The organism is Pseudomonas sp. SJZ078 (assembly GCF_007828255.1).
GTDB lineage: Bacteria > Pseudomonadota > Gammaproteobacteria > Pseudomonadales > Pseudomonadaceae > Aquipseudomonas.
Genome location: NZ_VIUG01000044.1, coordinates 1 through 25,049 on the forward strand (window position 1 = coordinate 1; position 25,049 = coordinate 25,049).

A 25,049-nucleotide genomic window follows, 5' to 3' on the forward strand; every position below is an offset into this window, starting at 1 on the left:
TCCACAGCCATAACAACTACCTGCCGCCAATAGCCATGGAGCAGCAGGCAGCTTGATCACCGTAATCGGTGTCCGGAAAAACTTGACCAGAACAGCCTGCTCGCGATAGCGGTGGGTCAGGTTGCGTTTATGTAACGGTTAATCGCTCTCGCGATCAGAACTGCGATTGCAGGTAATTCTCCAACCCGATCAACTTGATCAACCCCAACTGCTTCTCAAGCCAGTAGGTATGGTCTTCCTCAGTGTCATTGAGCTGAACACGCAGGATTTCGCGGGTGACATAGTCGTTGTGCTGTTCGCACAGCTCGATCCCCTTGCACAGCGCGGCCCGGACCTTGTATTCCAGGCGCAGGTCGGCAGCAAGCATGTCGGGTACGGTGGTGCCGATGTCCAGGTCGTCCGGGCGCATGCGCGGCGTACCTTCGAGCATCAGGATGCGACGCATCAACGCATCGGCATGCTGTGCTTCTTCTTCCATTTCATGGTTGATACGTTCGTAGAGCTCGGTAAACCCCCAATCCTCATACATCCGCGAATGGATGAAATATTGATCACGGGCTGCCAGTTCGCCTGTCAGCAGCGTGTTGAGGTAATCGATTACGTCCGGGTGACCTTGCATCGCCCTACATCTCCACAAGCCTTGAAAGACTCTAGTTTGAACCAAGCCGGCCGCCAGGTCACGGCACTATCGCAATAAATGCGAAGAAAATCCGAGAAAACCAGGTTAAATAACGCAAAAACCGCCCAAATGAGGGCGGTTCTGCTTCTCGTTTAGACTTAGTTAAACTGTACGCCCAACGCCTTTGCGATACCTTCTCCATAAGCGGCGTCCGCCTTGAAGAAATGCTGCAATTGACGGTCGACGACATCCGCCGATACCCCACCCATCGCACCAGCTATGTTGCTGATCAGCAGGGCCTGCTGCTCGCTGTTCATTAGGCGGAACAGCGCACCGGCATGGCTGTAGTAGTCAGTGTCTTCCCGATGATCGTAACGATCCGCCGCCCCAGTGAGGGCCAGGGCAGGTTCCGCGTAATGCGGGGCTTGCTTCGGCGACTCGACGTAGCTATTGGGCTCGTAGTTCGGTGCTGCCCCGCCATTGCTGCCAAACGCCATGGCTCCGTCGCGCTGGTAGGTATTGACCGGACTGCGCGGTGCATTCACCGGCAATTGCTGGTGATTGGTGCCGACACGGTAGCGGTGCGCATCGGCGTAGGCGAACACACGACCTTGCAGCATGCGGTCCGGCGACAGGCCTACGCCTGGCACCATGTTGCTCGGCCCGAACGCCGCCTGTTCCACTTCGGCAAAGTAGTTCAGCGGGTTGCGGTTGAGTTCGAGCTCCCCGACTTCAATCAACGGAAATTCTTTCTGCGACCAGGTCTTGGTCACGTCGAACGGATTCTCGTAATGAGCAGCAGCCTGGGCTTCAGTCATGATCTGGATGCAAACGCTCCATTTCGGGAAATCACCTCGCTCAATGGCATTGAACAAGTCACGCTGGGCATAGTCCGGGTCGGTGCCCGCCAAGCGCGCGGCTTCAGCCGGCGCCAGGTTCTTGATGCCTTGCTTGGTCTTGTAGTGCCACTTTACCCAGTGCCGCTCGCCTTGGGCGTTGATCAGACTATAGGTGTGACTGCCGAAGCCGTGCATGTGACGGTAGCCGTCAGGAATGCCGCGGTCGGAAAACAGGATGGTGATCTGGTGCAAGGCTTCTGGGGAATGAGACCAGAAATCCCACATCGCTTGGGCGCTTTTCAGATTGCTTTGGGGCAGACGCTTCTGGGTATGGATAAAGTCCGGAAATTTCAGCGGATCACGAATGAAGAAGACTGGTGTGTTATTGCCGACAATGTCCCAGTTGCCTTCTTCGGTATAGAACTTCAGGGCGAAACCACGGGGATCGCGTTCGGTGTCGGCAGATCCACGCTCGCCACCCACGGTGGAAAAGCGCAGGAACGTTGGCGTCTGCTTGCCGACCGAATCGAACAACTTGGCGCTGGTGTACTGGGTGATGTCACGGGTGACCGTGAACGTACCGTAGGCGCCTGAACCCTTGGCGTGTACACGGCGCTCAGGGATGTTCTCGCGGTTGAAGTGAGCAAGTTTTTCGATGAGATGGAAATCGTCGAGTAACAGCGGGCCCCGTGGGCCAGCGGAGCGAGAATTCTGGTTATCGGCGACAGGAGCGCCGCTTGCGGTCGTAAGCGTTTTGATCTGGCTCATGCTCAATCTTCCTCGGTCGGTCTTCGAACTGCCGGCTAATCGGCTGGAAAGGAGTATTGAACATGTTAGTGACAGTATCCAAATTTATTAAATCATGGGCATCGATAGTCATTATCTAACGCGACCCTATTGCCAATAGCGAAGCCGACCACAACGGCTCTTTCATTTTCATCAGGCACAAAAAACCGGGCACTAGGCCCGGTTCTTTGTATATTGCCGTCTTACTCAGCGGATACAGCTTCACCGCCGGTAGCACGATCAACCAACTCGACGTACGCCATAGGCGCGTTGTCGCCAGCGCGGAAACCGCACTTGAGGATGCGCAGGTAGCCACCCTCACGGGTAGCGTAACGCTTGCCCAGGTCGTTGAAGAGCTTACCAACGATAGCTTTCGAACGAGTACGGTCGAAAGCCAGGCGGCGGTTAGCCAGGCTATCTGTCTTGGCCAGAGTGATCAGCGGCTCAGCAACGCGACGCAGTTCTTTGGCTTTCGGCAGTGTAGTTTTGATCAGCTCGTGCTCGAACAGCGACACCGCCATGTTTTGGAACATGGCCTTGCGGTGCGAGCTGGTGCGGCTCAGGTGACGACCACTTTTACGATGACGCATGGTTCATTCCTTACCAAACACAACGTTCGGTGATTACGACGATCAGGCAGTCGCCTTGTCGTCCTTCTTAAGACTTGCAGGCGGCCAGTTGTCGAGGCGCATGCCGAGGGACAGACCGCGGGAGGCCAGAACGTCCTTGATTTCAGTCAAGGATTTCTTGCCAAGGTTCGGAGTCTTCAACAGCTCTACTTCGGTACGCTGAATCAGGTCGCCGATGTAGTAGATGTTTTCCGCCTTAAGGCAGTTAGCCGAACGTACAGTCAGTTCCAGATCGTCAACCGGGCGAAGCAGGATCGGATCGATCTCGTCTTCCTGCTCGACAACCACTGGCTCACTGTCACCCTTGAGGTCGACGAACGCAGCCAACTGCTGTTGCAGGATGGTTGCAGCGCGGCGGATAGCCTCTTCAGGATCCAGGGTGCCGTTGGTTTCCAGATCAATAACCAGCTTGTCCAGGTTGGTACGCTGCTCGACACGGGCGTTTTCCACCACGTATGCGATGCGGCGAACCGGGCTGAACGAAGAGTCGAGCTGCAAGCGACCGATGCTGCGGCTTTCGTCTTCATCGCTCTGACGCGAGTCTGCCGGTTCATAACCACGACCACGAGCTACGGTGAGCTTCATGTTCAGGGCGCCGTTAGACGCCAGGTTAGCGATTACGTGATCGGGGTTAACGATCTCGACATCATGATCCAGCTGAATATCGGCAGCGGTAACCACCCCCGAACCCTTCTTCGACAAGGTCAGCGTAACTTCGTCACGACCGTGCAGCTTGATAGCCAGACCTTTAAGGTTCAACAGGATTTCAATGACATCTTCCTGTACGCCTTCGATGGCGCTGTACTCGTGGAGTACACCGTCAATCTCGGCCTCGACTACTGCACAGCCGGGCATTGAGGACAACAGGATGCGGCGCAGCGCGTTGCCCAGGGTGTGGCCGAAACCACGCTCGAGAGGCTCGAGAGTGATCTTGGCGCGGGTTGGACTGACAACCTGCACATCAATATGGCGGGGTGTCAGGAACTCATTTACCGAAATCTGCATGGATGCACCTATTTTCTAGCCCTTACTTGGAGTAGAGCTCGACAATCAGGCTTTCGTTGATGTCGGCGGACAGATCACTGCGAGCTGGAACGTTCTTGAAAACGCCCGACTTCTTCTCAGTGTCTACTTCTACCCATTCTACGCGGCCACGTTGGGCACACAGATCGAGAGCTTGGACAATGCGAAGTTGGTTCTTTGCTTTCTCGCGAACAGCAACCACGTCACCAGCACGAACCTGGTAGGACGGAACGTTTACGGTCTGACCGTTAACGCTGATCGACTTGTGCGATACCAGCTGACGGGATTCGGCACGAGTAGAACCGAAACCCATACGGTATACAACGTTGTCCAGACGGCATTCGAGCAGCTGCAACAGGTTTTCGCCGGTTGCGCCTTTCTTGCCAGCAGCTTCTTTGTAGTAGCCGCTGAATTGACGCTCGAGAACGCCGTAGATACGACGGACCTTCTGCTTTTCACGCAGTTGGGTGCCGTAGTCGGACTGGCGACCGCGGCGCTGGCCGTGGATACCAGGTGCTGCTTCGATGTTGCACTTCGATTCGATCGCGCGCACGCCGCTCTTCAGGAAGAGATCGGTGCCTTCGCGACGAGCGAGTTTGCATTTTGGACCAATGTAACGAGCCATTCTTTACAATCTCCTGGATTACACGCGGCGCTTCTTCGGCGGACGGCACCCGTTGTGCGGGATTGGCGTCACGTCGGTGATGCTGGCGATCTTGTAGCCACAGCCGTTCAAAGCACGAACTGCGGATTCACGACCTGGACCTGGACCCTTGACGTTGACGTCGAGGTTTTTCAGGCCGTATTCCAGCGCAGCTTGACCAGCACGCTCAGCAGCTACTTGAGCAGCGAACGGGGTGGACTTGCGGGAACCGCGGAAACCCGAACCACCGGAGGTAGCCCAGGAAAGAGCGTTACCTTGACGGTCGGTAATGGTCACGATGGTATTGTTAAAAGAAGCATGGATGTGGGCGATGCCATCAACCACTGTCTTTTTAACTTTTTTACGAGGACGAGCAGCAGGTTTTGCCATGATTAAATTCCTGTCGATTCGCTGGGGCGATTACTTGCGGATCGGCTTACGCGGACCTTTACGGGTACGCGCGTTGGTCTTGGTACGCTGACCGCGTACTGGCAGACCACGACGATGACGCAGACCGCGATAGCAACCGAGGTCCATCAAGCGCTTGATTTTCATGTTGACTTCGCGACGCAGGTCACCTTCAGTGGTGAACTTCGCCACTTCGCCACGCAGCTGTTCAATCTGCTCGTCGCTCAGATCTTTGATCTTTGCCGCTGGGTTGACCCCAGCCACTGCACAAATTTTCTGTGCAGTAGTGCGACCAACACCATAGATGTAGGTCAGCGAGATAACAGTATGCTTGTTATCTGGAATGTTGACGCCTGCAATACGGGCCATTCAGTGGGACTCCAATTGACAGCTACCTACGCCCCGGAAGCCAAGAAATAGGGCGCGAGATAATATCGCTGTAATAACAAATAATCAACCCGGCAGCGCACTAGCTGCCGGGCTTAAAGCACAATCACACTCAGCCTTGGCGCTGTTTGTGACGCGGTTCCGCGCTGCAAATTACTCGAACAACACCTTCGCGGCGAATAATCTTGCAGTTACGGCACAGCTTTTTCACCGATGCACGAACTTTCATCACCAACTCCTCGAACCTTATGGACGCTACTCAGCGCAGCATGCCGCTGCCGTAGCCCTTCAGGTTGGCTTTCTTCATCAGGGATTCGTACTGGTGCGAAACGAGGTGCGATTGTACTTGGGACATGAAGTCCATCACAACCACGACCACGATCAGCAACGAGGTCCCGCCAAGGTAGAACGGTACGTTTGCTGCAACCACCAGGAACTGGGGCAACAGGCAGACGGCCGTCATGTAAAGAGCACCGAACATGGTCAAGCGAGTCAGAACGCCATCAATGTAGCGCGCAGACTGCTCACCTGGACGGATGCCCGGAATAAAGGCACCGGACTTCTTCAGGTTTTCCGCTACGTCTTTCGGATTGAACATCAACGCCGTATAGAAGAAGCAGAAGAAAATAATCCCTGCACTAAACAGCAGAATATTCAACGGCTGACCAGGAGCGATCGACTGCGAGAGGTCCTGCAACCAGCCCATACCTTCAGACTGGCCGAACCAGGCACCCAACGAAGCCGGGAACAGCAAGATGCTGCTCGCGAAAATAGCCGGGATAACGCCGGCCATGTTCACCTTCAACGGCAAGTGGCTGGTCTGCGCAGCAAATACCTTGCGGCCTTGCTGACGCTTGGCGTAGTGAACAGCAATACGACGCTGACCACGCTCAATGAACACCACGAAACCGATAATCGCTACTGCCAGCAAACCGATGGCAACCAGGGCGAAAATGTTGATATCACCCTGACGCGCAGACTCGAAAGACTGCCCGATCGCTCTCGGAAGACCGGCGACGATACCTGCGAAGATCAACATCGAGATACCGTTGCCAACACCACGCTCAGTAATCTGCTCACCCAACCACATCATGAACATCGCACCCGCCACAAACGTGGTAACCGCGACGAAATAGAAGCTGAGGTCAGCATTGAACGAAACGCCCTGCCCTGCCAGGCCAATGGACATGCCAATGGCCTGGACGAGAGCGAGTACGACAGTGCCGTAGCGGGTGTACTGGCTGATCTTGCGACGGCCAGCTTCACCTTCCTTCTTCAACTGCTCCAACTGCGGGCTGACGGCAGTCATCAGCTGCATGATGATCGATGCCGAGATGTACGGCATGATCCCCAATGCAAAGATGCTCATCCGCTCCAGCGCGCCGCCGGAAAACATGTTGAACAAGCTAAGAATGGTCCCCTCATTCTGTCGAAACAGGTCTGCGAGTCGGTCCGGGTTGATACCTGGAACCGGGATGTGTGCGCCTATTCGGTAGACGATAATCGCCAGGAACAGAAAACGCAGACGAGCCCAGAGTTCAGACATACCGCCTTTGCCGAGCGCAGAGAGAGCACCTTGCTTAGCCATTTATTCCTCGAACTTGCCGCCAGCTGCTTCGATAGCCGCACGCGCACCTTTGGTGGCGCCGATTCCCTTTCCGATCGTGACAGCGCGAGCAACTTCGCCCGACAGCATGATTTTCACACGCTGTACGTTCTGGTTGATCACGTTGGCATCCTTCAGGGACTGCACGGTGACGATGTCGCCGTCCACTTTAGCCAGCTCGGACAGACGCACTTCTGCGCGGTCCATGGCCTTCAGGGAAACGAAACCGAACTTCGGCAGGCGACGATGCAGCGGCTGTTGACCGCCTTCAAAGCCTGGAGCAATGGTGCCACCGGAGCGGGAGGTCTGACCTTTGTGACCACGGCCACCGGTCTTGCCCAAACCACTACCGATACCACGGCCCGGACGATGCTTTTCGCGACGGGAACCCGGCGCTGGACTCAGATCATTGAGTTTCATCGATTAACCCTCGACACGCAGCATGTAGTAAGCCTTGTTGATCATCCCGCGATTCTCGGGAGTATCCTGGACTTCTACAGTGTGACCGATGCGACGCAAACCCAGACCCTTAACGCACAGTTTGTGGTTAGGGATGCGGCCGGTCATGCTTTTGATCAGCGTAACTTTTACGGTAGCCATGATCAGAAGATCTCCTTGACGCTTTTGCCACGCTTGGCGGCAATGGATTCAGGAGACTGCATCGCCTTCAAACCCTTGAAAGTGGCGTGGACCACGTTTACAGGGTTAGTCGAGCCGTAGCACTTGGCCAGAACGTTCTGAACGCCAGCAACTTCGAGGACAGCACGCATAGCGCCGCCTGCGATGATACCGGTACCTTCAGAAGCAGGCTGCATGTACACCTTCGAAGCGCCATGGGCGGACTTCATTGCGTACTGCAGGGTGGTGCCGTTCAGATCAACCTGGATCATGTTGCGGCGAGCAGCTTCCATTGCCTTCTGGATCGCAGCAGGCACTTCACGCGACTTGCCACGGCCGAAGCCAACACGGCCCTTACCATCACCAACCACGGTCAGCGCGGTGAAAGTGAAGATACGGCCGCCTTTAACGGTTTTGGCTACGCGGTTAACTTGAACCAGCTTCTCGATGTAGCCTTCGTCGCGCTTTTGGTCGTTATTTGACATAACTTAGAACTCCAGCCCAGCTTCACGAGCAGCATCAGCCAGCGCCTTGACGCGGCCGTGGTACTTGAAGCCAGAGCGGTCGAAAGCCACCTGCGAGACGCCAGCGGCTTTAGCACGCGTAGCGACCAGCTGGCCAACCTTAGTGGCCGCGTCGATGTTGCCGGTGGCACCATCACGCAGTTCTTTATCCAAAGTCGAGGCACTTGCCAGGACCTTGTTGCCGTCGGCCGAAATGACCTGGGCGTAGATGTGCTGCGAAGAGCGGAACACGCAGAGACGCACGACTTCGAGTTCGTGCATTTTCAGGCGTGCTTTGCGAGCGCGACGCAGTCGAGTAACTTTTTTGTCGGTCATTTGCTATGCCCTACTTCTTCTTGGCTTCTTTACGACGGACGACTTCGTCCGCGTAGCGCACACCCTTGCCTTTGTACGGCTCTGGTGGACGGAAGTCGCGGATCTCGGCGGCCACTTGACCTACCAGCTGCTTGTCGATGCCCTTGATCAGGATATCGGTCTGGCTAGGAGTCTCAGCGGTGATGCCTTCCGGCAGTTCGTAATCCACTGGGTGCGAGAAGCCAAGAGCCAGGTTCAGAACCGAGCCTTTTGCTTGCGCTTTGTAACCAACACCGACCAGCTGGAGCTTGCGCTCGAAGCCTTGGCTTACGCCTTGGACCATGTTGTTTACCAACGCACGAGTGGTACCAGCCATTGCGCGAGTCTGTTGATCGCCATTGCGAGCAGCGAAACGCAGCTCACCGGCTTCTTCAACGATCTCAACGGACGAATGGATGTTCAGTTCAAGAGTGCCCTTGGCACCCTTCACCGAAAGCTGTTGGCCTGCGAATTTGACTTCGACACCGGCTGGCAGCTTAACGGGGTTCTTAGCGACGCGAGACATGCTTATCCCCCCTTAGAACACGGTGCAAAGAACTTCGCCGCCGACACCGGCAGCGCGCGCAGCACGATCAGTCATCACACCTTTGTTGGTGGAGACGATAGACACGCCCAGACCGCCGCGAACTTTCGGCAGATCCTCGACGGACTTGTACTGACGCAGGCCTGGACGGCTAACGCGCTTCACTTCCTCGATGACCGGACGGCCTTCGAAGTATTTCAGCTCGATGGACAGCAGAGGCTTGATTTCGCTGCTGATCTGATAACCCGCGATGTAACCTTCGTCCTTCAGGACTTTTGCTACAGCCACCTTCAACGTGGAAGACGGCATGCTTACGACGGACTTTTCAGCCATCTGGGCATTACGGATTCGAGTTAGCATGTCCGCTAACGGGTCCTGCATACTCATGGGCTAGACGCTCCTAATGCAAAAAAATTAGCCTTGCGGCTACTACGTGTCACCGAGAAACTCCGGGCAAGAAAAACACGGGCTCAGGCGAGCCGGTCATTCTAGACACACCCCGGAAATGAATCAAGCCCCAAAAGGGGCTTGATTCTGCTTCAAGGTCACCGGCGGTCAGGATCCTGGGATCCCGAACACCGAGACGTTGACAGTGCTTACCAGCTGGCTTTAACCAGACCTGGAACGTCACCACGCATTGCAGCTTGGCGCAGCATGTTACGGCCGAGGCCGAACTTGCGGTATACGCCGTGCGGACGACCAGTCAGGCGGCAGCGGTTACGCATGCGCGAGGCGCTTGCGTCACGTGGCTGCTTCTGCAGGGCTACGGTCGCTTCCCAACGCGCTTCTGGACTTGCGTTCAGATCGACGATGATAGCTTTCAGCGCTGCACGCTTGGTGGCGTACTTGGCAACGGTGAGCTGACGCTTCAGCTCACGGTTCTTCATGCTCTTCTTGGCCATTTTCCTACTCCAATCAGTTGCGGAACGGGAATTTGAAAGCACGCAGCAGAGCGCGACCTTCGTCATCCGATTTGGCAGTGGTGGTCAGGGTAATGTCCAGACCGCGCAGAGCATCGATCTTGTCGTAATCGATTTCCGGGAAAATGATCTGCTCTTTCACGCCCATGCTGTAGTTGCCACGACCATCGAAGGACTTGGCATTCAGGCCGCGGAAGTCGCGAACCCGAGGCAGGGAGATCGACAGCAGACGATCCAGGAACTCGTACATACGATCGCGACGCAGGGTCACTTTGACACCGATCGGCCAACCTTCGCGGACTTTGAAGCCTGCGATGGATTTGCGAGCGTGAGTCACAACGACTTTCTGGCCGGTGATCTTCTCCAGGTCAGCTACCGCGTGCTCGATGACTTTCTTGTCACCGATCGCTTCGCCCAGACCCATGTTCAGGGTGATCTTGGTAATGCGCGGAACTTCCATCACGTTCGCCAGCTTAAGTTCTTCCTTAAGCTTCGGTGCGATTTCCTTCCGGTAAATCTCTTTCAGTCGTGCCATGGTCTTCTACCTAGCAGTGTTCAAGCATCAACCGCTTTTTGGGTCGACTTGAAGACACGAATTTTTTTGCCGTCTTCTACTTTGAAACCAACGCGGTCAGCCTTGTTGGTTTCGCCGTTGAAAATGGCGACGTTGGAAGCGTGCAGTGGCGCTTCTTTCTCGACGATACCGCCCTGTACGCCCGACATCGGGTTAGGCTTGGTATGGCGCTTGACCAGGTTCAGACCACCAACAACCAGACGGTTGTCAGCGAGAACCTTGAGCACCTTACCGCGCTTGCCCTTGTCTTTGCCGGCGATCACGATGATCTCGTCGTCACGACGAATCTTTTGCATGTCGGATCTCCTTACAGCACTTCTGGGGCGAGCGAGACGATCTTCATGAACTTCTCAGTACGAAGTTCACGGGTCACTGGCCCAAAGATACGGGTGCCGATTGGCTCTTGCTTGTTGTTCAGCAGAACAGCAGCGTTGCCATCAAAGCGGATGATGGAGCCGTCAGCGCGACGAACACCATGGCGAGTGCGGACTACAACAGCAGTCATCACTTGACCTTTCTTCACCTTACCGCGAGGAATTGCTTCCTTGACGGTAACTTTGATGATGTCGCCAATAGCAGCGTAACGACGATGGGAGCCACCCAGCACCTTGATGCACATAACGCGGCGAGCGCCGCTGTTATCGGCCACATCAAGCATGGATTGAGTCTGAATCATATAATTTCTCCGACCCCTAGCCCTTAGACTTCCACAGCGCGTTCGAGAACATCAACCAGCGCCCAAGATTTGGTCTTGGCCATCGGACGGGTTTCACGAATAGTGACCTTGTCGCCGATGTGGCATTGATTGGTTTCGTCGTGCGCGTGCAGCTTAGTCGAACGCTTAACGTATTTACCGTAGATCGGGTGCTTGACGCGACGCTCGATCAGAACGGTGATGGTTTTGTCCATCTTGTCGCTGACAACACGGCCAGTCAGCGTACGGACAGTTTTTTCGGCTTCAGCCATGATTACTTACCTGCCTGCTGGTTGAGCACAGTTTTCACGCGAGCGATGTCACGCTTAACTTGCGAGAGCAGATGAGACTGCCCCAACTGGCCAGTTGCTTTCTGCATACGCAGATTGAACTGGTCGCGCAGCAGGCCGAGCAGTTGCTCGTTCAGCTGCTGTGCTGATTTTTCACGAAGTTCATTCGCCTTCATCACATCACCGTCCGTTTAACAAAGGAGGTGGCGAGCGGCAGCTTTGCAGCAGCCAGGGCGAAAGCCTCACGCGCCAGCTCTTCAGAAACACCCTCGATTTCATACAGGACTTTGCCTGGCTGAATCTGGGCAACCCAGTACTCCACGTTGCCCTTACCTTTACCCATCCGAACTTCGAGTGGCTTCTTGGTGACAGGCTTGTCCGGGAATACACGGATCCAGATCTTGCCGCCACGTTTTACGTGACGGGTCAGAGCACGACGCGCTGACTCGATCTGACGAGCGGTGAGACGACCACGAGCAACAGACTTCAGCGCGAACTCGCCGAAGCTGACTTTGCTACCGCGCAATGCCAGGCCACGGTTGTGACCGGTCATCTGCTTGCGGAACTTCGTACGCTTTGGTTGCAACATTTGGCGTACCCCTTACTTAGCAGCTTTTTTACGAGGCGCTGGTGCTTGTGGTTTCAGCTCTTCTTGGCGACCACCAATTACTTCGCCTTTGAAGATCCAAACCTTTACACCGATCACACCGTAGGTGGTGTGAGCTTCGTAGTTGGCATAGTCGATGTCGGCACGCAGGGTGTGCAGTGGCACACGACCTTCGCGATACCATTCAGTACGTGCGATTTCAGCACCGCCGAGACGACCGCTCACTTGGATTTTGATGCCTTTGGCACCAATGCGAATGGCGTTCTGTACTGCACGCTTCATAGCGCGACGGAACATTACGCGACGCTCCAGCTGCTGAGCTACGCTCTGCGCAACCAGCATACCGTCGAGCTCCGGCTTGCGGATCTCTTCGATATTGATGTGCACAGGCACACCCATTTGCTTGGTCAGGTCCTGACGCAGTTTCTCAACATCTTCACCTTTCTTCCCGATAACGATACCTGGACGAGCGGTGTGGATGGTGATACGTGCAGTCTGAGCCGGACGATGGATATCGATACGGCTTACGGACGCGCTTTTTAGTTTGTCTTGGAGATACTCACGCACCTTCAGATCAGCGAACAAGTAGTCCGCATAAGTCCGACCGTCTGCGTACCAGACGGAGGTGTGCTCCTTGACGATTCCCAGGCGAATGCCAATGGGATGTACTTTCTGACCCATCTCTTCGACTCCGTTACTTGTCAGCAACCTTGACAGTGATATGGCAAGACCGCTTGACGATGCGATCAGCACGGCCTTTGGCACGTGGCATGATGCGCTTCAGCGAACGCCCTTCGTTGACGAAAACGGTGCTGACCTTCAGGTCATCAACGTCTGCGCCTTCGTTATGCTCGGCGTTGGCTACGGCCGACTCCAGCACTTTTTTCATGATCTCGGCGGCTTTCTTACTGCTGAAAGCCAACAGGTTGAGCGCCTCGCCCACCTTCTTCCCGCGGATCTGGTCGGCGACCAAGCGGGCTTTCTGGGCGGAGATTCGAGCGCCCGACAACTTAGCGGCTACTTCCATTTCCTTACCCCTTAACGCTTGGCTTTCTTGTCAGCCACGTGCCCACGGTATGTGCGGGTACCGGCGAACTCGCCCAGTTTGTGGCCGACCATGTCTTCGTTCACGAGAACTGGGACGTGCTGGCGACCGTTGTGTACTGCGATGGTCAGACCGACCATTTGTGGCAGGATCATCGAACGACGCGACCAGGTCTTAACTGGTTTGCGATCGTTCTTTTCCGCCGCCACTTCGATCTTCTTCAGTAGGTGAAGATCAATAAAAGGACCTTTTTTCAGAGAACGTGGCACTGTCGTATCCCTCTATTTACTTGCGACGACGGACGATCATTTTGTCGGTACGCTTATTACCACGAGTCTTCGCGCCCTTAGTCGGGAAGCCCCATGGCGATACCGGATGACGACCACCAGAGGTACGACCTTCACCACCACCATGTGGGTGGTCAACCGGGTTCATGGCAACACCACGAACGGTTGGGCGAACGCCACGCCAGCGCTTGGCACCAGCTTTACCCAACGAACGCAGGCTGTGCTCGGAGTTCGAGACCTCGCCCAGGGTCGCACGGCATTCAGCCAGTACTTTACGCATCTCACCAGAACGCAGACGCAGGGTCACGTAGACACCTTCACGAGCGATCAGCTGAGCCGAAGCACCAGCGGAACGAGCGATCTGTGCGCCTTTACCTGGCTTCAATTCGATGCCGTGTACGGTGCTACCAACTGGAATGTTACGCAGTTGCAGAGCGTTGCCCGGCTTGATCGGTGCCAGGGCACCTGCGATCAGCTGGTCGCCAGCACTCACGCCTTTAGGGGCGATGATGTAGCGACGCTCGCCATCTGCGTACAGCAGCAGAGCGATGTGAGCAGTACGGTTTGGATCGTATTCGATACGCTCGACGGTGGCAGCGATGCCATCCTTGTCGTTGCGACGGAAGTCGACCAGACGATAATGCTGCTTATGACCACCACCCACGTGACGTGTAGTGATACGGCCATTGTTGTTACGACCACCAGACTTCGATTTTTTCTCGAGCAGCGGTGCGTGAGGAGCGCCTTTATGCAGCTCCTGGTTGACCACCTTGACCACAAAACGGCGGCCAGGGGAAGTCGGTTTGCATTTAACGATTGCCATGATGCACCCCTTCCTTACTCAGCACTGCTGCTGAAATCGAGATCTTGGCCTGGCTGAAGGGAGATAACTGCCTTCTTCCAGTCATTACGCTTGCCCAGACCGCGAGCAGTGCGCTTGCTTTTACCCAGAACGTTCAGGGTAGTCACGCGCTCTACTTTCACGCTGAACAGGCTTTCGACGGCCTTCTTGATTTCCAGCTTGGTTGCGTCGGTAGCAACCTTGAAAACGAACTGGCCTTTCTTGTCTGCCAGAACCGTAGCCTTCTCGGAAACGTGCGGGCCAAGCAGAACTTTAAATACGCGTTCCTGGTTCATCCCAGCAGCTCCTCGAATTTCTTCACGGCCGACACGGTGATCAACACCTTGTCGTATGCGATCAGACTGACCGGATCGGAACCCTGTACGTCACGAACATCGACGTGCGGCAGGTTGCGAGCAGCCAGGTACAGGTTCTGATCAACAGCGTCAGACACGATCAGGACGTCAGTCAGGCCCATGCCGTTCAGCTTGTTCAGCAGATCTTTGGTTTTCGGTGCTTCAACAGCGAAGTCCTGAACCACGACCAGACGATCAGTACGCACCAGCTCAGCAAGGATGGAACGCATTGCTGCGCGATACATCTTCTTGTTCAGCTTCTGGGAGTGATCCTGAGGACGAGCTGCGAAAGTGGTACCGCCGCCGCGCCAGATTGGGCTACGGATAGTACCGGCACGAGCACGGCCAGTACCTTTCTGACGCCATGGGCGCTTACCGCCACCAGAAACGTCGGAACGGGTCTTTTGCTGCTTGCTACCTTGACGGCCGCCAGCCATGTAGGCCACGACTGCTTGGTGAACCAGCGTCTCGTTGAATTCGCCGCCAAATGTCAGTTCGGAAACTTCGATCGCTTGAGCGTCATTTACATTTAATTGCATGTCAGCTTCCCCTTAACCGCGAGCCTTGGCTGCTGGACGTACAACCACGTTGCCGCCAGTAGCGCCAGGAACAGCGCCCTTGACCAACAACAGATTGCGTTCAGCGTCCACGCGCACTACTTCGAGGGACTGCACGGTCACGCGCTCGGCGCCCATATGACCGGACATTTTCTTGCCCTTGAATACACGACCAGGAGTCTGGCACTGGCCGATAGAGCCTGGAACGCGGTGGGATACGGAGTTACCGTGGGTGTTATCTTGCCCGCGGAAGTTCCAACGCTTGATCGTACCCTGGAAGCCTTTACCTTTGGACTGACCGGTTACATCAACCAGTTGACCAGCAGCGAAGATTTCAGCTTTGATCAGATCGCCAGCCTGGTACTCGCCTTCTTCAAGGCGGAATTCCAGTACGGTACGACCAGCGGCAACGTTCGCCTTGGCGAAGTGGCCAGCCTGAGCAGCTGTTACACGCGAAGCGCGACGCTCGCCGACAGTGACTTGCACTGCACGATAGCCATCGGTCTCTTCAGTTTTGAACTGGGTGACGCGATTCGGCTCGATCTCAATGACCGTGACCGGAATGGAGACACCTTCTTCGGTGAAAATACGGGTCATACCGCATTTACGACCGACTACACCAATAGTCATGTTGTAAACCTCATGAGTGTACGGGGCTTTCACCCGCTATGGCCGCCCATTTCAGAGCGTTACACGACTAAGACCGAGTCTTAGCCGAGGCTGATCTGCACTTCCACGCCGGCCGCAAGATCGAGCTTCATAAGTGCATCAACGGTTTTATCCGTTGGCTGGACGATGTCCAGAACGCGCTTATGAGTACGGATCTCGTACTGGTCACGCGCGTCTTTGTTGACGTGCGGGGAGACCAGAACGGTGAACCGCTCTTTACGGGTAGGCAGTGGAATTGGACCACGCACTTGAGCACCAGTACGTTTCGCGGTTTCCACGATTTCCTGGGTGGATTGGTCGATCAGGCGATGGTCAAAAGCCTTCAACCTGATACGGATTTGCTGATTTTGCATTGGATTTCAGACTCCGGCTGCTATTCCCACCGGGCGCAATACGCCCGTTAAAAGGAGGCGCAATTCTATAGACGCCCCTGATAGGTGTCAACCCAATAAAAAAGCCCCCGCTAGGCGGAGGCTTTTTCACTCATTGAGCTGACTCTGAAAGAGTCTTACTCGATGACTTTGGCTACGACGCCGGCGCCGACGGTACGACCGCCTTCACGGATAGCGAAACGCAGACCATCTTCCATCGCGATCGGCTTGATCAGGGTGACAGTCATCTGGATGTTGTCACCTGGCATTACCATTTCAACGCCTTCTGGCAGCTCGCAGTTACCAGTCACGTCAGTTGTACGGAAGTAGAACTGTGGACGGTAGCCTTTGAAGAACGGAGTGTGACGACCGCCTTCTTCCTTGCTCAGAACGTAAACTTCTGCGGTGAACTTGGTGTGAGCCTTGACGGTGCCTGGCTTGACCAGAACCTGACCACGCTCTACGTCGTCACGCTTGGTGCCACGCAGCAGTACGCCGCAGTTCTCGCCAGCACGACCTTCGTCGAGCAGCTTGCGGAACATTTCAACGCCGGTGCAGGTAGTTTTCTGAGTGTCGCGCAGACCGACGATCTCAACTTCTTCCTGGATACGGACGATGCCACGCTCAACACGACCAGTCACAACAGTACCGCGACCGGAGATCGAGAATACGTCTTCGATTGGCATCAGGAACGGCTTGTCGATAGCACGCTCTGGCTCTGGGATGTAGCTGTCCAGAGTTTCTACCAGCTTCTTGACAGCGCTGGTGCCCATTTCGTTGTCGTCTTGGCCGTTCAGAGCCATCAGAGCCGAACCGATGATGATTGGAGTGTCATCACCTGGGAAGTCGTAAGTGCTCAGCAGGTCGCGCACTTCCATCTCAACCAGTTCCAGCAGCTCAGCGTCGTCAACCATGTCAGCCTTGTTCAGGAAGACAACGATGTACGGAACGCCTACCTGACGGGACAGCAGGATGTGTTCACGGGTTTGTGGCATCGGACCATCGGCAGCCGAGCAAACCAGGATCGCGCCGTCCATCTGGGCAGCACCGGTGATCATGTTTTTTACGTAGTCAGCGTGACCTGGGCAGTCAACGTGTGCGTAGTGACGCACGGCCGAATCGTATTCAACGTGAGCGGTGTTGATGGTAATACCGCGAGCTTTTTCTTCCGGGGCGCTGTCGATTTTGTCGAAGTCAACCTTGGCCGAACCGAAAACTTCGGAGCAGACACGGGTCAGAGCAGCGGTCAGAGTGGTTTTACCGTGGTCAACGTGACCGATGGTGCCAACGTTGACGTGCGGTTTGTTACGTTCAAATTTTTCTTTAGCCACGACAATTAACTCCTAGCCTAAAGGGGCTGAATCAGCCTTGTTTTTTAACGATAGCTTCGACGATGTTCGACGGAGCCTCGGAGTATTTGGAGAATTCCATAGAGTAGCTCGCGCGACCCTGGGACATGGAACGAACGTCGGTTGCGTAACCAAACATCTCGCCCAGCGGAACCTCGGCACGGATAACCTTACCGGAAACCGTGTCTTCCATACCCTGGATCAGACCGCGACGACGGTTCAGGTCACCCATCACGTCGCCCATGTAGTCCTCAGGTGTTACGACTTCAACCTTCATGATCGGCTCAAGAACAACACCGCCACCCTTGGTAGCCAGTTGCTTGGTCGCCATGGAGGCCGCCACCTTGAACGCCATCTCGTTGGAGTCGACGTCGTGGTAAGAACCATCGAACACGGTAGCCTTCAGGCCGATCAGCGGATAGCCGGCAACGACGCCGTTCTTCATCTGCTCTTCGATACCCTTCTGGATAGCCGGGATGTATTCCTTCGGAACCACACCACCCACTACTTCGTTCAGGAATTGCAGACCTTCCTGACCTTCGTCAGCAGGCGCAAAACGGATCCAGCAATGGCCGAACTGGCCACGACCGCCGGACTGGCGAACGAACTTGCCTTCGATCTCACAAGCCTTCGTGATCTTCTCACGATAGGAAACCTGTGGCTTACCGATGTTGGCTTCGACGTTGAACTCGCGGCGCATCCGGTCAACCAGAATGTCCAGGTGCAACTCGCCCATGCCGGAGATGATCGTCTGACCAGTCTCTTCATCGGTCTTGACGCGGAAAGACGGGTCTTCCTGAGCGAGTTTGCCCAGAGCGATACCCATTTTTTCCTGGTCATCCTTGGTTTTCGGCTCAACGGCAACCGAGATAACCGGCTCCGGGAAATCCATGCGAACCAGGATGATTGGCTTATCAGCGGAGCACAGAGTGTCACCAGTGGTGACGTCCTTCATGCCGATCAGGGCCGCGATGTCGCCAGCGCGTACTTCCTTGATCTCTTCGCGGGTGTTTGCGTGCATTTGCACCATACGACCCACGCGCTCTTTCTTGCCCTTGACCGAGTTGATCACGCCGTCGCCGGAGTTCAACACGCCCGAGTAAACGCGAGCGAATGTCAGGGTACCCACGAATGGGTCGGTAGCGATCTTGAACGCCAGAGCCGAGAACGGCTCGTTGTCGTCTGCGTGGCGCTCCATTTCGACAGTCTCGTCATCCGGGTCGGTACCCTTGATGGCTGGAATGTCGACCGGCGCAGGCAGGTAGTCGATAACGGCGTCGAGAACCAGGGGAACACCCTTGTTCTTGAAGGAAGAACCGCAAACAGCCAGAACGATTTCGCCAGCGATAGTACGCTGACGCAGAGCAGCCTTGATCTCTTCGATCGACAGCTCTTCGCCTTCCAGGTACTTGTTCATCAGCTCTTCGTTGGCTTCGGCGGCAGCCTCAACCATGTTGCTGCGCCACTCTTCAGCCAGCTCTTGCAACTCGGCCGGGATCGGACCACGAATGGCAGCCATACCCTTGTCGCCGTCGTTCCAACGAACAGCTTCCATGGTCATCAGATCGATCTGACCTTCGAAGTTGTCTTCGGAACCGATAGCCAGCTGGATAGGCACCGGAGTGTGACCCAGACGCTGCTTGATCTGACCGATGACACGCAGGAAGTTGGCACCAGCACGGTCCATCTTGTTCACGTAGACAAGACGCGGAACGCCGTATTTGTTGGCTTGACGCCATACGGTTTCAGACTGGGGCTCAACACCCGAAGTACCGCAGAACACAACGACAGCGCCGTCGAGTACACGCAGCGAACGCTCTACTTCAATGGTGAAGTCAACGTGGCCGGGAGTATCGATGATGTTGAAGCGGTGCTTAGGGAATTGCTTGTTGGAGCCTTCCCAGAACGCAGTAGTAGCAGCGGAGGTAATGGTAATACCCCGCTCCTGCTCTTGCACCATCCAGTCCATGGTCGCGGCGCCATCATGCACCTCGCCCATTTTGTGGTTTACGCCCGTGTAGAACAGGACGCGCTCGGTGGTAGTGGTTTTACCCGCATCCACGTGAGCAACGATACCAATGTTACGGTAGCGTTTAATATCGGTTGTACGAGCCATAAAGCCCTCGCAAATTGAGTGACGCTGAAATTAGAAGCGGTAGTGCGAGAAAGCCTTGTTGGCCTCGGCCATACGGTGCACGTCTTCACGCTTCTTAACTGCAGCACCTTTACCTTCAGCAGCGTCCAGCAGCTCACCAGCCAAGCGCAGAGCCATGGACTTCTCGCCGCGCTTGCGGGCGAAGTCTACGAGCCAGCGCATGGCCAGAGCGTTACGACGGGACGGACGAACTTCGACCGGAACCTGGTAGGTAGCACCGCCTACGCGGCGCGACTTCACTTCGACCAGCGGAGCGATGGCGTCGAGTGCTTTTTCGAAGAGTTCCAGGGGATCGGAGTTCTTACGCTCTTTAACTTTTTCCAGCGCGCCATAAACGATACGTTCGGCAACGGCTTTCTTGCCGCTTTCCATTACGTGGTTCATGAACTTGGCGAGAATCTGGCTTCCGTATTTCGGATCGTCCAGAATCTCACGTTTGGCTGCTACGCGACGTCTTGGCATTGATAAGCCCTCAAACGGTCTTCAGGTTAGCCCGGGACAGCAAAAGCGTGCCCGACCTTACTCTTATCGACTCAATAAAAATGAAAAACTGCAAAACGGCCGATTATTTCGGACGCTTGGTACCGTACTTCGAACGACCCTGGTTACGACCTTTAACGCCGGAGGTATCCAAGGAGCCGCGAACGGTGTGGTAACGAACACCTGGCAAGTCTTTTACACGACCGCCGCGGATCAGTACCACGCTGTGCTCTTGCAGGTTGTGGCCTTCACCGCCGATGTACGAGGAAACCTCGAAACCGTTGGTCAGACGCACACGGCATACTTTACGCAGTGCCGAGTTAGGTTTTTTCGGCGTGGTGGTATACACACGGGTGCATACGCCACGACGTTGCGGGCAGTTCTGCAGCGCAGGCACGTCGGATTTCTCGACGATACGCTTACGCGGCTGACGTACCAGCTGGTTGATAGTTGCCATCTACTAGCTCCACTGTTGTCTTGCGACGCTATTGTCTTACAAGAAAAGCAAAATGGCAGGAACGAGTTCCCGCCAAATTTAGGGGATCAAGAGTCTAAAGAGGATCCTGTTCCCAGTCAAGGCAAGGCCCCGACCTCCCCGCTCGCCGGATCTCGACAATTTGTCTCGATCCGGCGAATGAGGCGACCAGGGCCAGGCGCTTAATTACCGCAGAACTCAGTTACCGCTCGAGTTCAGCGCTTCGGTCAGTGCAGCTTCCACTTCACTGGCGCTTACGCGCAACGGCTTGTCTGCATCACGGCGACGCTTGCGCTCGCTGTGATAGGCCAAACCGGTACCGGCCGGGATCAGACGACCCACGACCACGTTTTCTTTCAGGCCGCGCAGGTAATCGCGCTTGCCGGTTACCGCCGCCTCGGTCAGTACACGAGTGGTTTCCTGGAAGGAAGCCGCCGAGATGAACGATTCGGTGGACAACGACGCCTTAGTGATACCCAGCAGGACGCGGGTGAACTTGGCGACAAACTTGTCTTCCGCAGCCAGGCGCTCGTTTTCTACCAGGACGTGAGTCAGTTCCATCTGGTCGCCCTTGATGAAGCTGGAATCGCCAGATTCGGAAATCTCAACTTTACGCAGCATCTGACGCAGGATGGTCTCGATGTGCTTGTCGTTGATCTTCACGCCTTGCAGACGGTAAACGTCCTGGATCTCGTTCACGATGTACTTGGCCAACGCGCTCACACCCAGCAGACGCAGGATGTCGTGCGGATCGCTCGGACCGTCGGAGATAACTTCGCCGCGGTTGACCTGTTCGCCTTCGAAGACGTTCAGGTGGCGCCACTTCGGAATCAGCTCTTCATACGGATCGCTACCGTCGTTCGGGGTGATGACCAGACGACGCTTGCCCTTGGTCTCTTTACCGAACGCGATGGTGCCGCTGACTTCAGCCAGAATCGAGGCTTCTTTCGGACGACGGGCTTCGAACAGGTCGGCAACACGCGGCAGACCACCGGTGATGTCGCGAGTCTTCGAAGTTTCCTGCGGGATACGAGCGATAACGTCACCGATCGCGATCCGCGCACCGTCCGCCACACCGACCAGGGCGTTGGCTGGCAGGAAGTACTGAGCGATTACGTCAGTGCCTGGCAGCAACAGGTCCTTGCCGTTGTCGTCGACCATCTTCACGGCTGGACGGATGTCCTTGCCGGCAGCTGGACGATCTTTCGGATCGAGCACTTCGATGTTGGTCATACCGGTCAATTCGTCGGTCTGACGCTTGATCGTGATGCCTTCTTCCATGCCTACGTAGGTCACGGTACCTTTCATTTCGGTAACGATCGGGTGAGTGTGCGGATCCCACTTGGCCACGATTGCGCCAGCTTCGACCTTGTCACCTTCCTTCACCGAAATCACAGCACCGTAAGGCAGCTTGTAACGCTCGCGCTCACGACCGAAGTCGTCCGCGATCGCCAGTTCACCGGAACGGGATACAGCCACCAGGTGACCATCCACGCGCTCAACGTGCTTCAGGTTGTGCAGACGGACAGTACCGCCATTCTTCACCTGAACGCTGTCGGCTGCGGAGGTCCGGCTTGCCGCACCACCGATGTGGAACGTACGCATGGTCAGCTGGGTACCCGGCTCACCGATGGACTGGGCCGCGATAACGCCGACCGATTCACCGATGTTCACCTGGTGACCACGAGCGAGGTCACGACCGTAGCACTTGGCGCAAATGCCGTAGCGGGTTTCGCAGCTGATCGGCGAACGCACGATCACTTCATCGATGCTGTTCAGCTCGATGAACTCTACCCACTTCTCGTCTACCAGGGTGCCAGCAGGAACGATGACGTCCTCGGTACCCGGCTTGAATACGTCACGGGCGATGACACGACCCAATACGCGCTCACCCAGCGGCTCGACCACGTCGCCGCCTTCGATGTGCGGAGTCATGACCAGGCCGTGTTCGGTGCCGCAGTCGATCTCGGTCACAACCAGGTCTTGCGCCACATCTACCAGACGACGCGTCAGGTAACCGGAGTTCGCCGTTTTCAACGCGGTATCCGCAAGACCCTTACGAGCACCGTGCGTGGAAATGAAGTACTGGAGTACGCTCAGACCTTCACGGAAGTTCGCTGTAATCGGGGTCTCGATGATAGAACCGTCCGGCTTGGCCATCAGGCCACGCATACCGGCGAGCTGACGGATCTGCGCAGCAGAACCCCGTGCGCCCGAGTCGGCCATCATGTACATCGAGTTGAAGGATTCCTGGTCGACTTCCACGCCATGACGGTCGATGACCTTCTCTTTCGAGAGGTTGGCCATCATCGCCTTGGAGACTTCATCGTTCGCCTTGGACCAGAGGTCGATTACCTTGTTGTACTTCTCGCCCTGGGTTACCAGGCCGGAGGCGTACTGACTTTCGATCTCTTTCACTTCTTCGGTAGCAGTACCGATGATGCGCGCTTTTTCATCCGGGATAACGAAATCGTTAACACCGATGGAAACACCGGAGATGGTCGAATAGGCAAAACCGGTGTACATCAACTGGTCGGCGAAGATCACAGTCTCTTTCAGACCGACCACGCGATAGCACTGGTTGATCAGCTTGGAGATCGCCTTTTTCTTCATCGGCAGGTTGACGACGTCGAAGGACAGACCTTTCGGCACCACCTGGAACAACAGCGCACGGCCGACGGTAGTGTCGACGATACGGGTATTGGTGACGCTGTTGCCGTCACGATCGTTCACGGTTTCGTTGATCCGCACCTTGACCTTGGCGTGCAGTGCGGCTTCGCCAGCACGAAACACACGGTCAACTTCCTGCAGATCCGCGAATACACGACCTTCGCCCTTGGCGTTGATCGCCTCACGAGTCATGTAGTACAGACCCAATACAACGTCCTGCGACGGAACGATGATTGGCTCACCGTTGGCTGGCGACAGAATGTTGTTGGTCGACATCATCAACGCGCGCGCTTCGAGCTGGGCTTCCAGTGTCAACGGTACGTGCACGGCCATTTGGTCGCCGTCGAAGTCAGCGTTGTACGCAGCACAGACCAACGGGTGCAGCTGGATAGCCTTACCTTCGATCAGTACCGGTTCAAACGCCTGGATACCCAGACGGTGAAGGGTCGGTGCACGGTTGAGCAGCACTGGGTGTTCGCGAATCACTTCGGCGAGAACGTCCCAGACCTCTGGCAGCTCACGCTCGACCATCTTCTTCGCAGCCTTGATGGTAGTCGCCAGACCACGCATCTCCAGCTTGCCGAAAATGAAAGGCTTGAACAGTTCCAACGCCATTTTCTTAGGCAGACCGCACTGATGCAGACGCAGGGTCGGACCTACGGTAATTACCGAACGACCGGAGTAGTCAACGCGCTTACCGAGCAAGTTCTGACGGAAACGACCCTGCTTACCCTTGATCATGTCAGCCAGGGATTTCAGAGGACGCTTGTTGGAACCGGTGATAGCGCGGCCACGACGACCGTTGTCAAGCAAGGCGTCGACCGCTTCCTGCAACATACGCTTTTCGTTGCGCACGATGATGTCCGGAGCGGACAGGTCGAGCAGGCGCTTCAAACGGTTGTTACGGTTGATCACCCGACGATACAGATCGTTGAGGTCGGAAGTCGCGAAACGACCGCCATCGAGCGGAACCAGTGGACGCAGGTCTGGCGGCAGAACCGGCAGAACGGTCAGCACCATCCACTCTGGCAGGTTGCCGGAGCCCTGGAAGGCCTCCATCAACTTCAGACGCTTGGACAGCTTCTTGATCTTGGTTTCGGAGTTGGTTTGCGGAATCTCTTCGCGCAGACGGCCAATCTCGTGCTCCAGGTCGATAGCGTGCAGCAGCTCGCGGACAGCTTCGGCGCCCATGCGGGCATCGAAATCGTCACCGAACTCTTCCAACGCTTCGAAATACTGCTCGTCATTCAGCAGCTGACCTTTTTCAAGGGTGGTCATGCCTGGATCGATAACGACGTAGCTCTCGAAGTAGAGAACGCGCTCGATATCACGCAGGGTCATGTCCATCAGCAGGCCGATACGGGACGGCAGCGATTTCAGGAACCAGATGTGGGCAACCGGGGACGCCAGCTCGATGTGCGCCATGCGCTCACGACGAACTTTTGCCAGTGCAACTTCAACGCCGCACTTCTCGCAAATCACACCACGATGCTTCAAGCGCTTGTACTTACCGCACAGGCACTCGTAATCCTTTACCGGGCCAAAGATCTTGGCGCAGAACAGGCCGTCACGCTCAGGTTTGAACGTACGGTAGTTGATGGTTTCCGGCTTTTTAACTTCACCGAACGACCACGAACGGATCATCTCAGGCGAGGCCAATCCGATACGGATGGCGTCGAACTCTTCGACTTGACCCTGGTTTTTCAGCAAATTCAGTAGGTCTTTCAAGGCCTTTCCTCCTGGCGGAGCA

35 protein-coding genes are annotated in these 25,049 nt (G+C 55.8%); all 35 read right to left on the bottom strand.

Annotated features, from left to right (window positions below; all coding sequences use genetic code 11):
• Nucleotides 1-154: 154 nt before the first annotated feature.
• The 35 genes from bfr to rpoC all read right to left on the bottom strand — a co-directional run bounded on the left by bfr (nt 155) and on the right by rpoC (nt 25,027).
• On the bottom strand, nt 155-619 hold the full coding sequence (gene bfr / locus FBY02_RS25680) for a bacterioferritin (RefSeq protein WP_024778335.1): 465 nt from the start codon (nt 617-619) through the stop codon (nt 155-157).
• Between the two features lie 158 nt (nt 620-777).
• The gene (locus tag FBY02_RS25685) at nt 778-2,226 is read right to left on the bottom strand and encodes a catalase (protein ID WP_144931089.1); all 1,449 of its coding nucleotides are present in this window, start codon (nt 2,224-2,226) and stop codon (nt 778-780) included.
• A 221-nt stretch (nt 2,227-2,447) separates the two neighbouring features.
• Nucleotides 2,448-2,834: a 50S ribosomal protein L17 gene (gene rplQ / locus FBY02_RS25690; RefSeq protein ID WP_024778333.1), complete on the bottom strand. Its 387-nt coding sequence runs from the start codon at nt 2,832-2,834 to the stop codon at nt 2,448-2,450.
• A gap of 42 nt (nt 2,835-2,876) precedes the next feature.
• A complete protein-coding gene (gene rpoA, locus FBY02_RS25695) occupies nt 2,877-3,878 on the bottom strand; it encodes a DNA-directed RNA polymerase subunit alpha (protein WP_003186012.1) in 1,002 nt (333 codons plus the stop codon).
• 22 nt (nt 3,879-3,900) lie between these two features.
• The gene (gene rpsD / locus FBY02_RS25700; protein WP_003176404.1) at nt 3,901-4,521 is read right to left on the bottom strand and encodes a 30S ribosomal protein S4; all 621 of its coding nucleotides are present in this window, start codon (nt 4,519-4,521) and stop codon (nt 3,901-3,903) included.
• Nucleotides 4,522-4,539: 18 nt separating this feature from the next.
• Nucleotides 4,540-4,929, bottom strand: coding sequence for a 30S ribosomal protein S11 (gene rpsK / locus FBY02_RS25705; protein WP_002555466.1), 390 nt, complete (start codon nt 4,927-4,929; stop codon nt 4,540-4,542).
• 30 nt (nt 4,930-4,959) lie between these two features.
• A complete protein-coding gene (gene rpsM / locus FBY02_RS25710) occupies nt 4,960-5,316 on the bottom strand; it encodes a 30S ribosomal protein S13 (protein ID WP_024778332.1) in 357 nt (118 codons plus the stop codon).
• A 130-nt stretch (nt 5,317-5,446) separates the two neighbouring features.
• Nucleotides 5,447-5,563: a 50S ribosomal protein L36 gene (rpmJ, locus tag FBY02_RS25715; protein WP_002555468.1), complete on the bottom strand. Its 117-nt coding sequence runs from the start codon at nt 5,561-5,563 to the stop codon at nt 5,447-5,449.
• 30 nt (nt 5,564-5,593) lie between these two features.
• Nucleotides 5,594-6,922, bottom strand: coding sequence for a preprotein translocase subunit SecY (gene secY, locus FBY02_RS25720; RefSeq protein WP_047702779.1), 1,329 nt, complete (start codon nt 6,920-6,922; stop codon nt 5,594-5,596).
• On the bottom strand, nt 6,923-7,360 hold the full coding sequence (rplO, locus tag FBY02_RS25725; RefSeq protein ID WP_003186032.1) for a 50S ribosomal protein L15: 438 nt from the start codon (nt 7,358-7,360) through the stop codon (nt 6,923-6,925).
• A 3-nt stretch (nt 7,361-7,363) separates the two neighbouring features.
• Entirely contained in the window at nt 7,364-7,540 is a 177-nt protein-coding gene (gene rpmD, locus FBY02_RS25730) for a 50S ribosomal protein L30 (protein ID WP_003176408.1), read from the bottom strand.
• A 2-nt stretch (nt 7,541-7,542) separates the two neighbouring features.
• Entirely contained in the window at nt 7,543-8,043 is a 501-nt protein-coding gene (rpsE, locus tag FBY02_RS25735; RefSeq protein ID WP_003186035.1) for a 30S ribosomal protein S5, read from the bottom strand.
• A 3-nt stretch (nt 8,044-8,046) separates the two neighbouring features.
• Complete coding sequence (rplR, locus tag FBY02_RS25740) at nt 8,047-8,397, bottom strand: 50S ribosomal protein L18 (RefSeq protein WP_003186037.1); 351 nt, start codon at nt 8,395-8,397, stop codon at nt 8,047-8,049.
• Nucleotides 8,398-8,407: 10 nt separating this feature from the next.
• A complete protein-coding gene (gene rplF, locus FBY02_RS25745; protein WP_024077677.1) occupies nt 8,408-8,941 on the bottom strand; it encodes a 50S ribosomal protein L6 in 534 nt (177 codons plus the stop codon).
• A gap of 12 nt (nt 8,942-8,953) precedes the next feature.
• Complete coding sequence (gene rpsH, locus FBY02_RS25750) at nt 8,954-9,346, bottom strand: 30S ribosomal protein S8 (RefSeq protein ID WP_017848802.1); 393 nt, start codon at nt 9,344-9,346, stop codon at nt 8,954-8,956.
• 209 nt (nt 9,347-9,555) lie between these two features.
• Nucleotides 9,556-9,861, bottom strand: coding sequence for a 30S ribosomal protein S14 (gene rpsN, locus FBY02_RS25755; RefSeq protein ID WP_003186042.1), 306 nt, complete (start codon nt 9,859-9,861; stop codon nt 9,556-9,558).
• 13 nt (nt 9,862-9,874) lie between these two features.
• Nucleotides 9,875-10,414, bottom strand: a complete 540-nt coding sequence (gene rplE, locus FBY02_RS25760) for a 50S ribosomal protein L5 (protein ID WP_024778330.1) — start codon at nt 10,412-10,414, stop codon at nt 9,875-9,877.
• A gap of 20 nt (nt 10,415-10,434) precedes the next feature.
• Nucleotides 10,435-10,749: a 50S ribosomal protein L24 gene (gene rplX, locus FBY02_RS25765; RefSeq protein ID WP_003186046.1), complete on the bottom strand. Its 315-nt coding sequence runs from the start codon at nt 10,747-10,749 to the stop codon at nt 10,435-10,437.
• An 11-nt stretch (nt 10,750-10,760) separates the two neighbouring features.
• On the bottom strand, nt 10,761-11,129 hold the full coding sequence (gene rplN / locus FBY02_RS25770; protein ID WP_024778329.1) for a 50S ribosomal protein L14: 369 nt from the start codon (nt 11,127-11,129) through the stop codon (nt 10,761-10,763).
• A gap of 23 nt (nt 11,130-11,152) precedes the next feature.
• Entirely contained in the window at nt 11,153-11,419 is a 267-nt protein-coding gene (gene rpsQ / locus FBY02_RS25775; protein ID WP_003194644.1) for a 30S ribosomal protein S17, read from the bottom strand.
• Between the two features lie 2 nt (nt 11,420-11,421).
• Nucleotides 11,422-11,613, bottom strand: a complete 192-nt coding sequence (gene rpmC / locus FBY02_RS25780; protein ID WP_002555481.1) for a 50S ribosomal protein L29 — start codon at nt 11,611-11,613, stop codon at nt 11,422-11,424.
• Nucleotides 11,613-12,026 (bottom strand): 50S ribosomal protein L16, encoded by a 414-nt coding sequence (gene rplP, locus FBY02_RS25785; RefSeq protein WP_003186052.1) that lies wholly within the window; start codon nt 12,024-12,026, stop codon nt 11,613-11,615. Before rplP ends, rpmC begins: the two co-directional genes overlap by 1 nt.
• A 12-nt stretch (nt 12,027-12,038) precedes the next feature.
• Nucleotides 12,039-12,725: a 30S ribosomal protein S3 gene (rpsC, locus tag FBY02_RS25790; protein WP_024778328.1), complete on the bottom strand. Its 687-nt coding sequence runs from the start codon at nt 12,723-12,725 to the stop codon at nt 12,039-12,041.
• Nucleotides 12,726-12,738: 13 nt separating this feature from the next.
• The gene (rplV, locus tag FBY02_RS25795) at nt 12,739-13,071 is read right to left on the bottom strand and encodes a 50S ribosomal protein L22 (protein WP_003103908.1); all 333 of its coding nucleotides are present in this window, start codon (nt 13,069-13,071) and stop codon (nt 12,739-12,741) included.
• A gap of 11 nt (nt 13,072-13,082) precedes the next feature.
• Entirely contained in the window at nt 13,083-13,358 is a 276-nt protein-coding gene (gene rpsS, locus FBY02_RS25800; protein ID WP_002555486.1) for a 30S ribosomal protein S19, read from the bottom strand.
• Nucleotides 13,359-13,374: 16 nt separating this feature from the next.
• Nucleotides 13,375-14,199: a 50S ribosomal protein L2 gene (rplB, locus tag FBY02_RS25805; RefSeq protein ID WP_007924198.1), complete on the bottom strand. Its 825-nt coding sequence runs from the start codon at nt 14,197-14,199 to the stop codon at nt 13,375-13,377.
• A gap of 14 nt (nt 14,200-14,213) precedes the next feature.
• Entirely contained in the window at nt 14,214-14,513 is a 300-nt protein-coding gene (gene rplW, locus FBY02_RS25810; protein ID WP_002555488.1) for a 50S ribosomal protein L23, read from the bottom strand.
• Nucleotides 14,510-15,112: a 50S ribosomal protein L4 gene (rplD, locus tag FBY02_RS25815; protein WP_003186057.1), complete on the bottom strand. Its 603-nt coding sequence runs from the start codon at nt 15,110-15,112 to the stop codon at nt 14,510-14,512. The genes rplW and rplD overlap by 4 nt, the downstream gene beginning before the upstream one ends.
• A gap of 12 nt (nt 15,113-15,124) precedes the next feature.
• Nucleotides 15,125-15,760: a 50S ribosomal protein L3 gene (gene rplC, locus FBY02_RS25820; RefSeq protein ID WP_024778327.1), complete on the bottom strand. Its 636-nt coding sequence runs from the start codon at nt 15,758-15,760 to the stop codon at nt 15,125-15,127.
• 80 nt (nt 15,761-15,840) lie between these two features.
• Nucleotides 15,841-16,152 (bottom strand): 30S ribosomal protein S10, encoded by a 312-nt coding sequence (gene rpsJ / locus FBY02_RS25825; RefSeq protein WP_003186070.1) that lies wholly within the window; start codon nt 16,150-16,152, stop codon nt 15,841-15,843.
• A gap of 155 nt (nt 16,153-16,307) precedes the next feature.
• Nucleotides 16,308-17,501, bottom strand: coding sequence for an elongation factor Tu (gene tuf, locus FBY02_RS25830; RefSeq protein ID WP_144931091.1), 1,194 nt, complete (start codon nt 17,499-17,501; stop codon nt 16,308-16,310).
• A 31-nt stretch (nt 17,502-17,532) separates the two neighbouring features.
• Nucleotides 17,533-19,635: an elongation factor G gene (fusA, locus tag FBY02_RS25835; RefSeq protein ID WP_144931093.1), complete on the bottom strand. Its 2,103-nt coding sequence runs from the start codon at nt 19,633-19,635 to the stop codon at nt 17,533-17,535.
• Nucleotides 19,636-19,665: 30 nt separating this feature from the next.
• Nucleotides 19,666-20,136 (bottom strand): 30S ribosomal protein S7, encoded by a 471-nt coding sequence (gene rpsG, locus FBY02_RS25840; RefSeq protein ID WP_024776462.1) that lies wholly within the window; start codon nt 20,134-20,136, stop codon nt 19,666-19,668.
• A 103-nt stretch (nt 20,137-20,239) separates the two neighbouring features.
• Nucleotides 20,240-20,611, bottom strand: coding sequence for a 30S ribosomal protein S12 (gene rpsL / locus FBY02_RS25845; protein ID WP_003186084.1), 372 nt, complete (start codon nt 20,609-20,611; stop codon nt 20,240-20,242).
• A gap of 216 nt (nt 20,612-20,827) precedes the next feature.
• The gene (rpoC, locus tag FBY02_RS25850; RefSeq protein WP_144931095.1) at nt 20,828-25,027 is read right to left on the bottom strand and encodes a DNA-directed RNA polymerase subunit beta'; all 4,200 of its coding nucleotides are present in this window, start codon (nt 25,025-25,027) and stop codon (nt 20,828-20,830) included.
• Nucleotides 25,028-25,049: the final 22 nt, after the last annotated feature.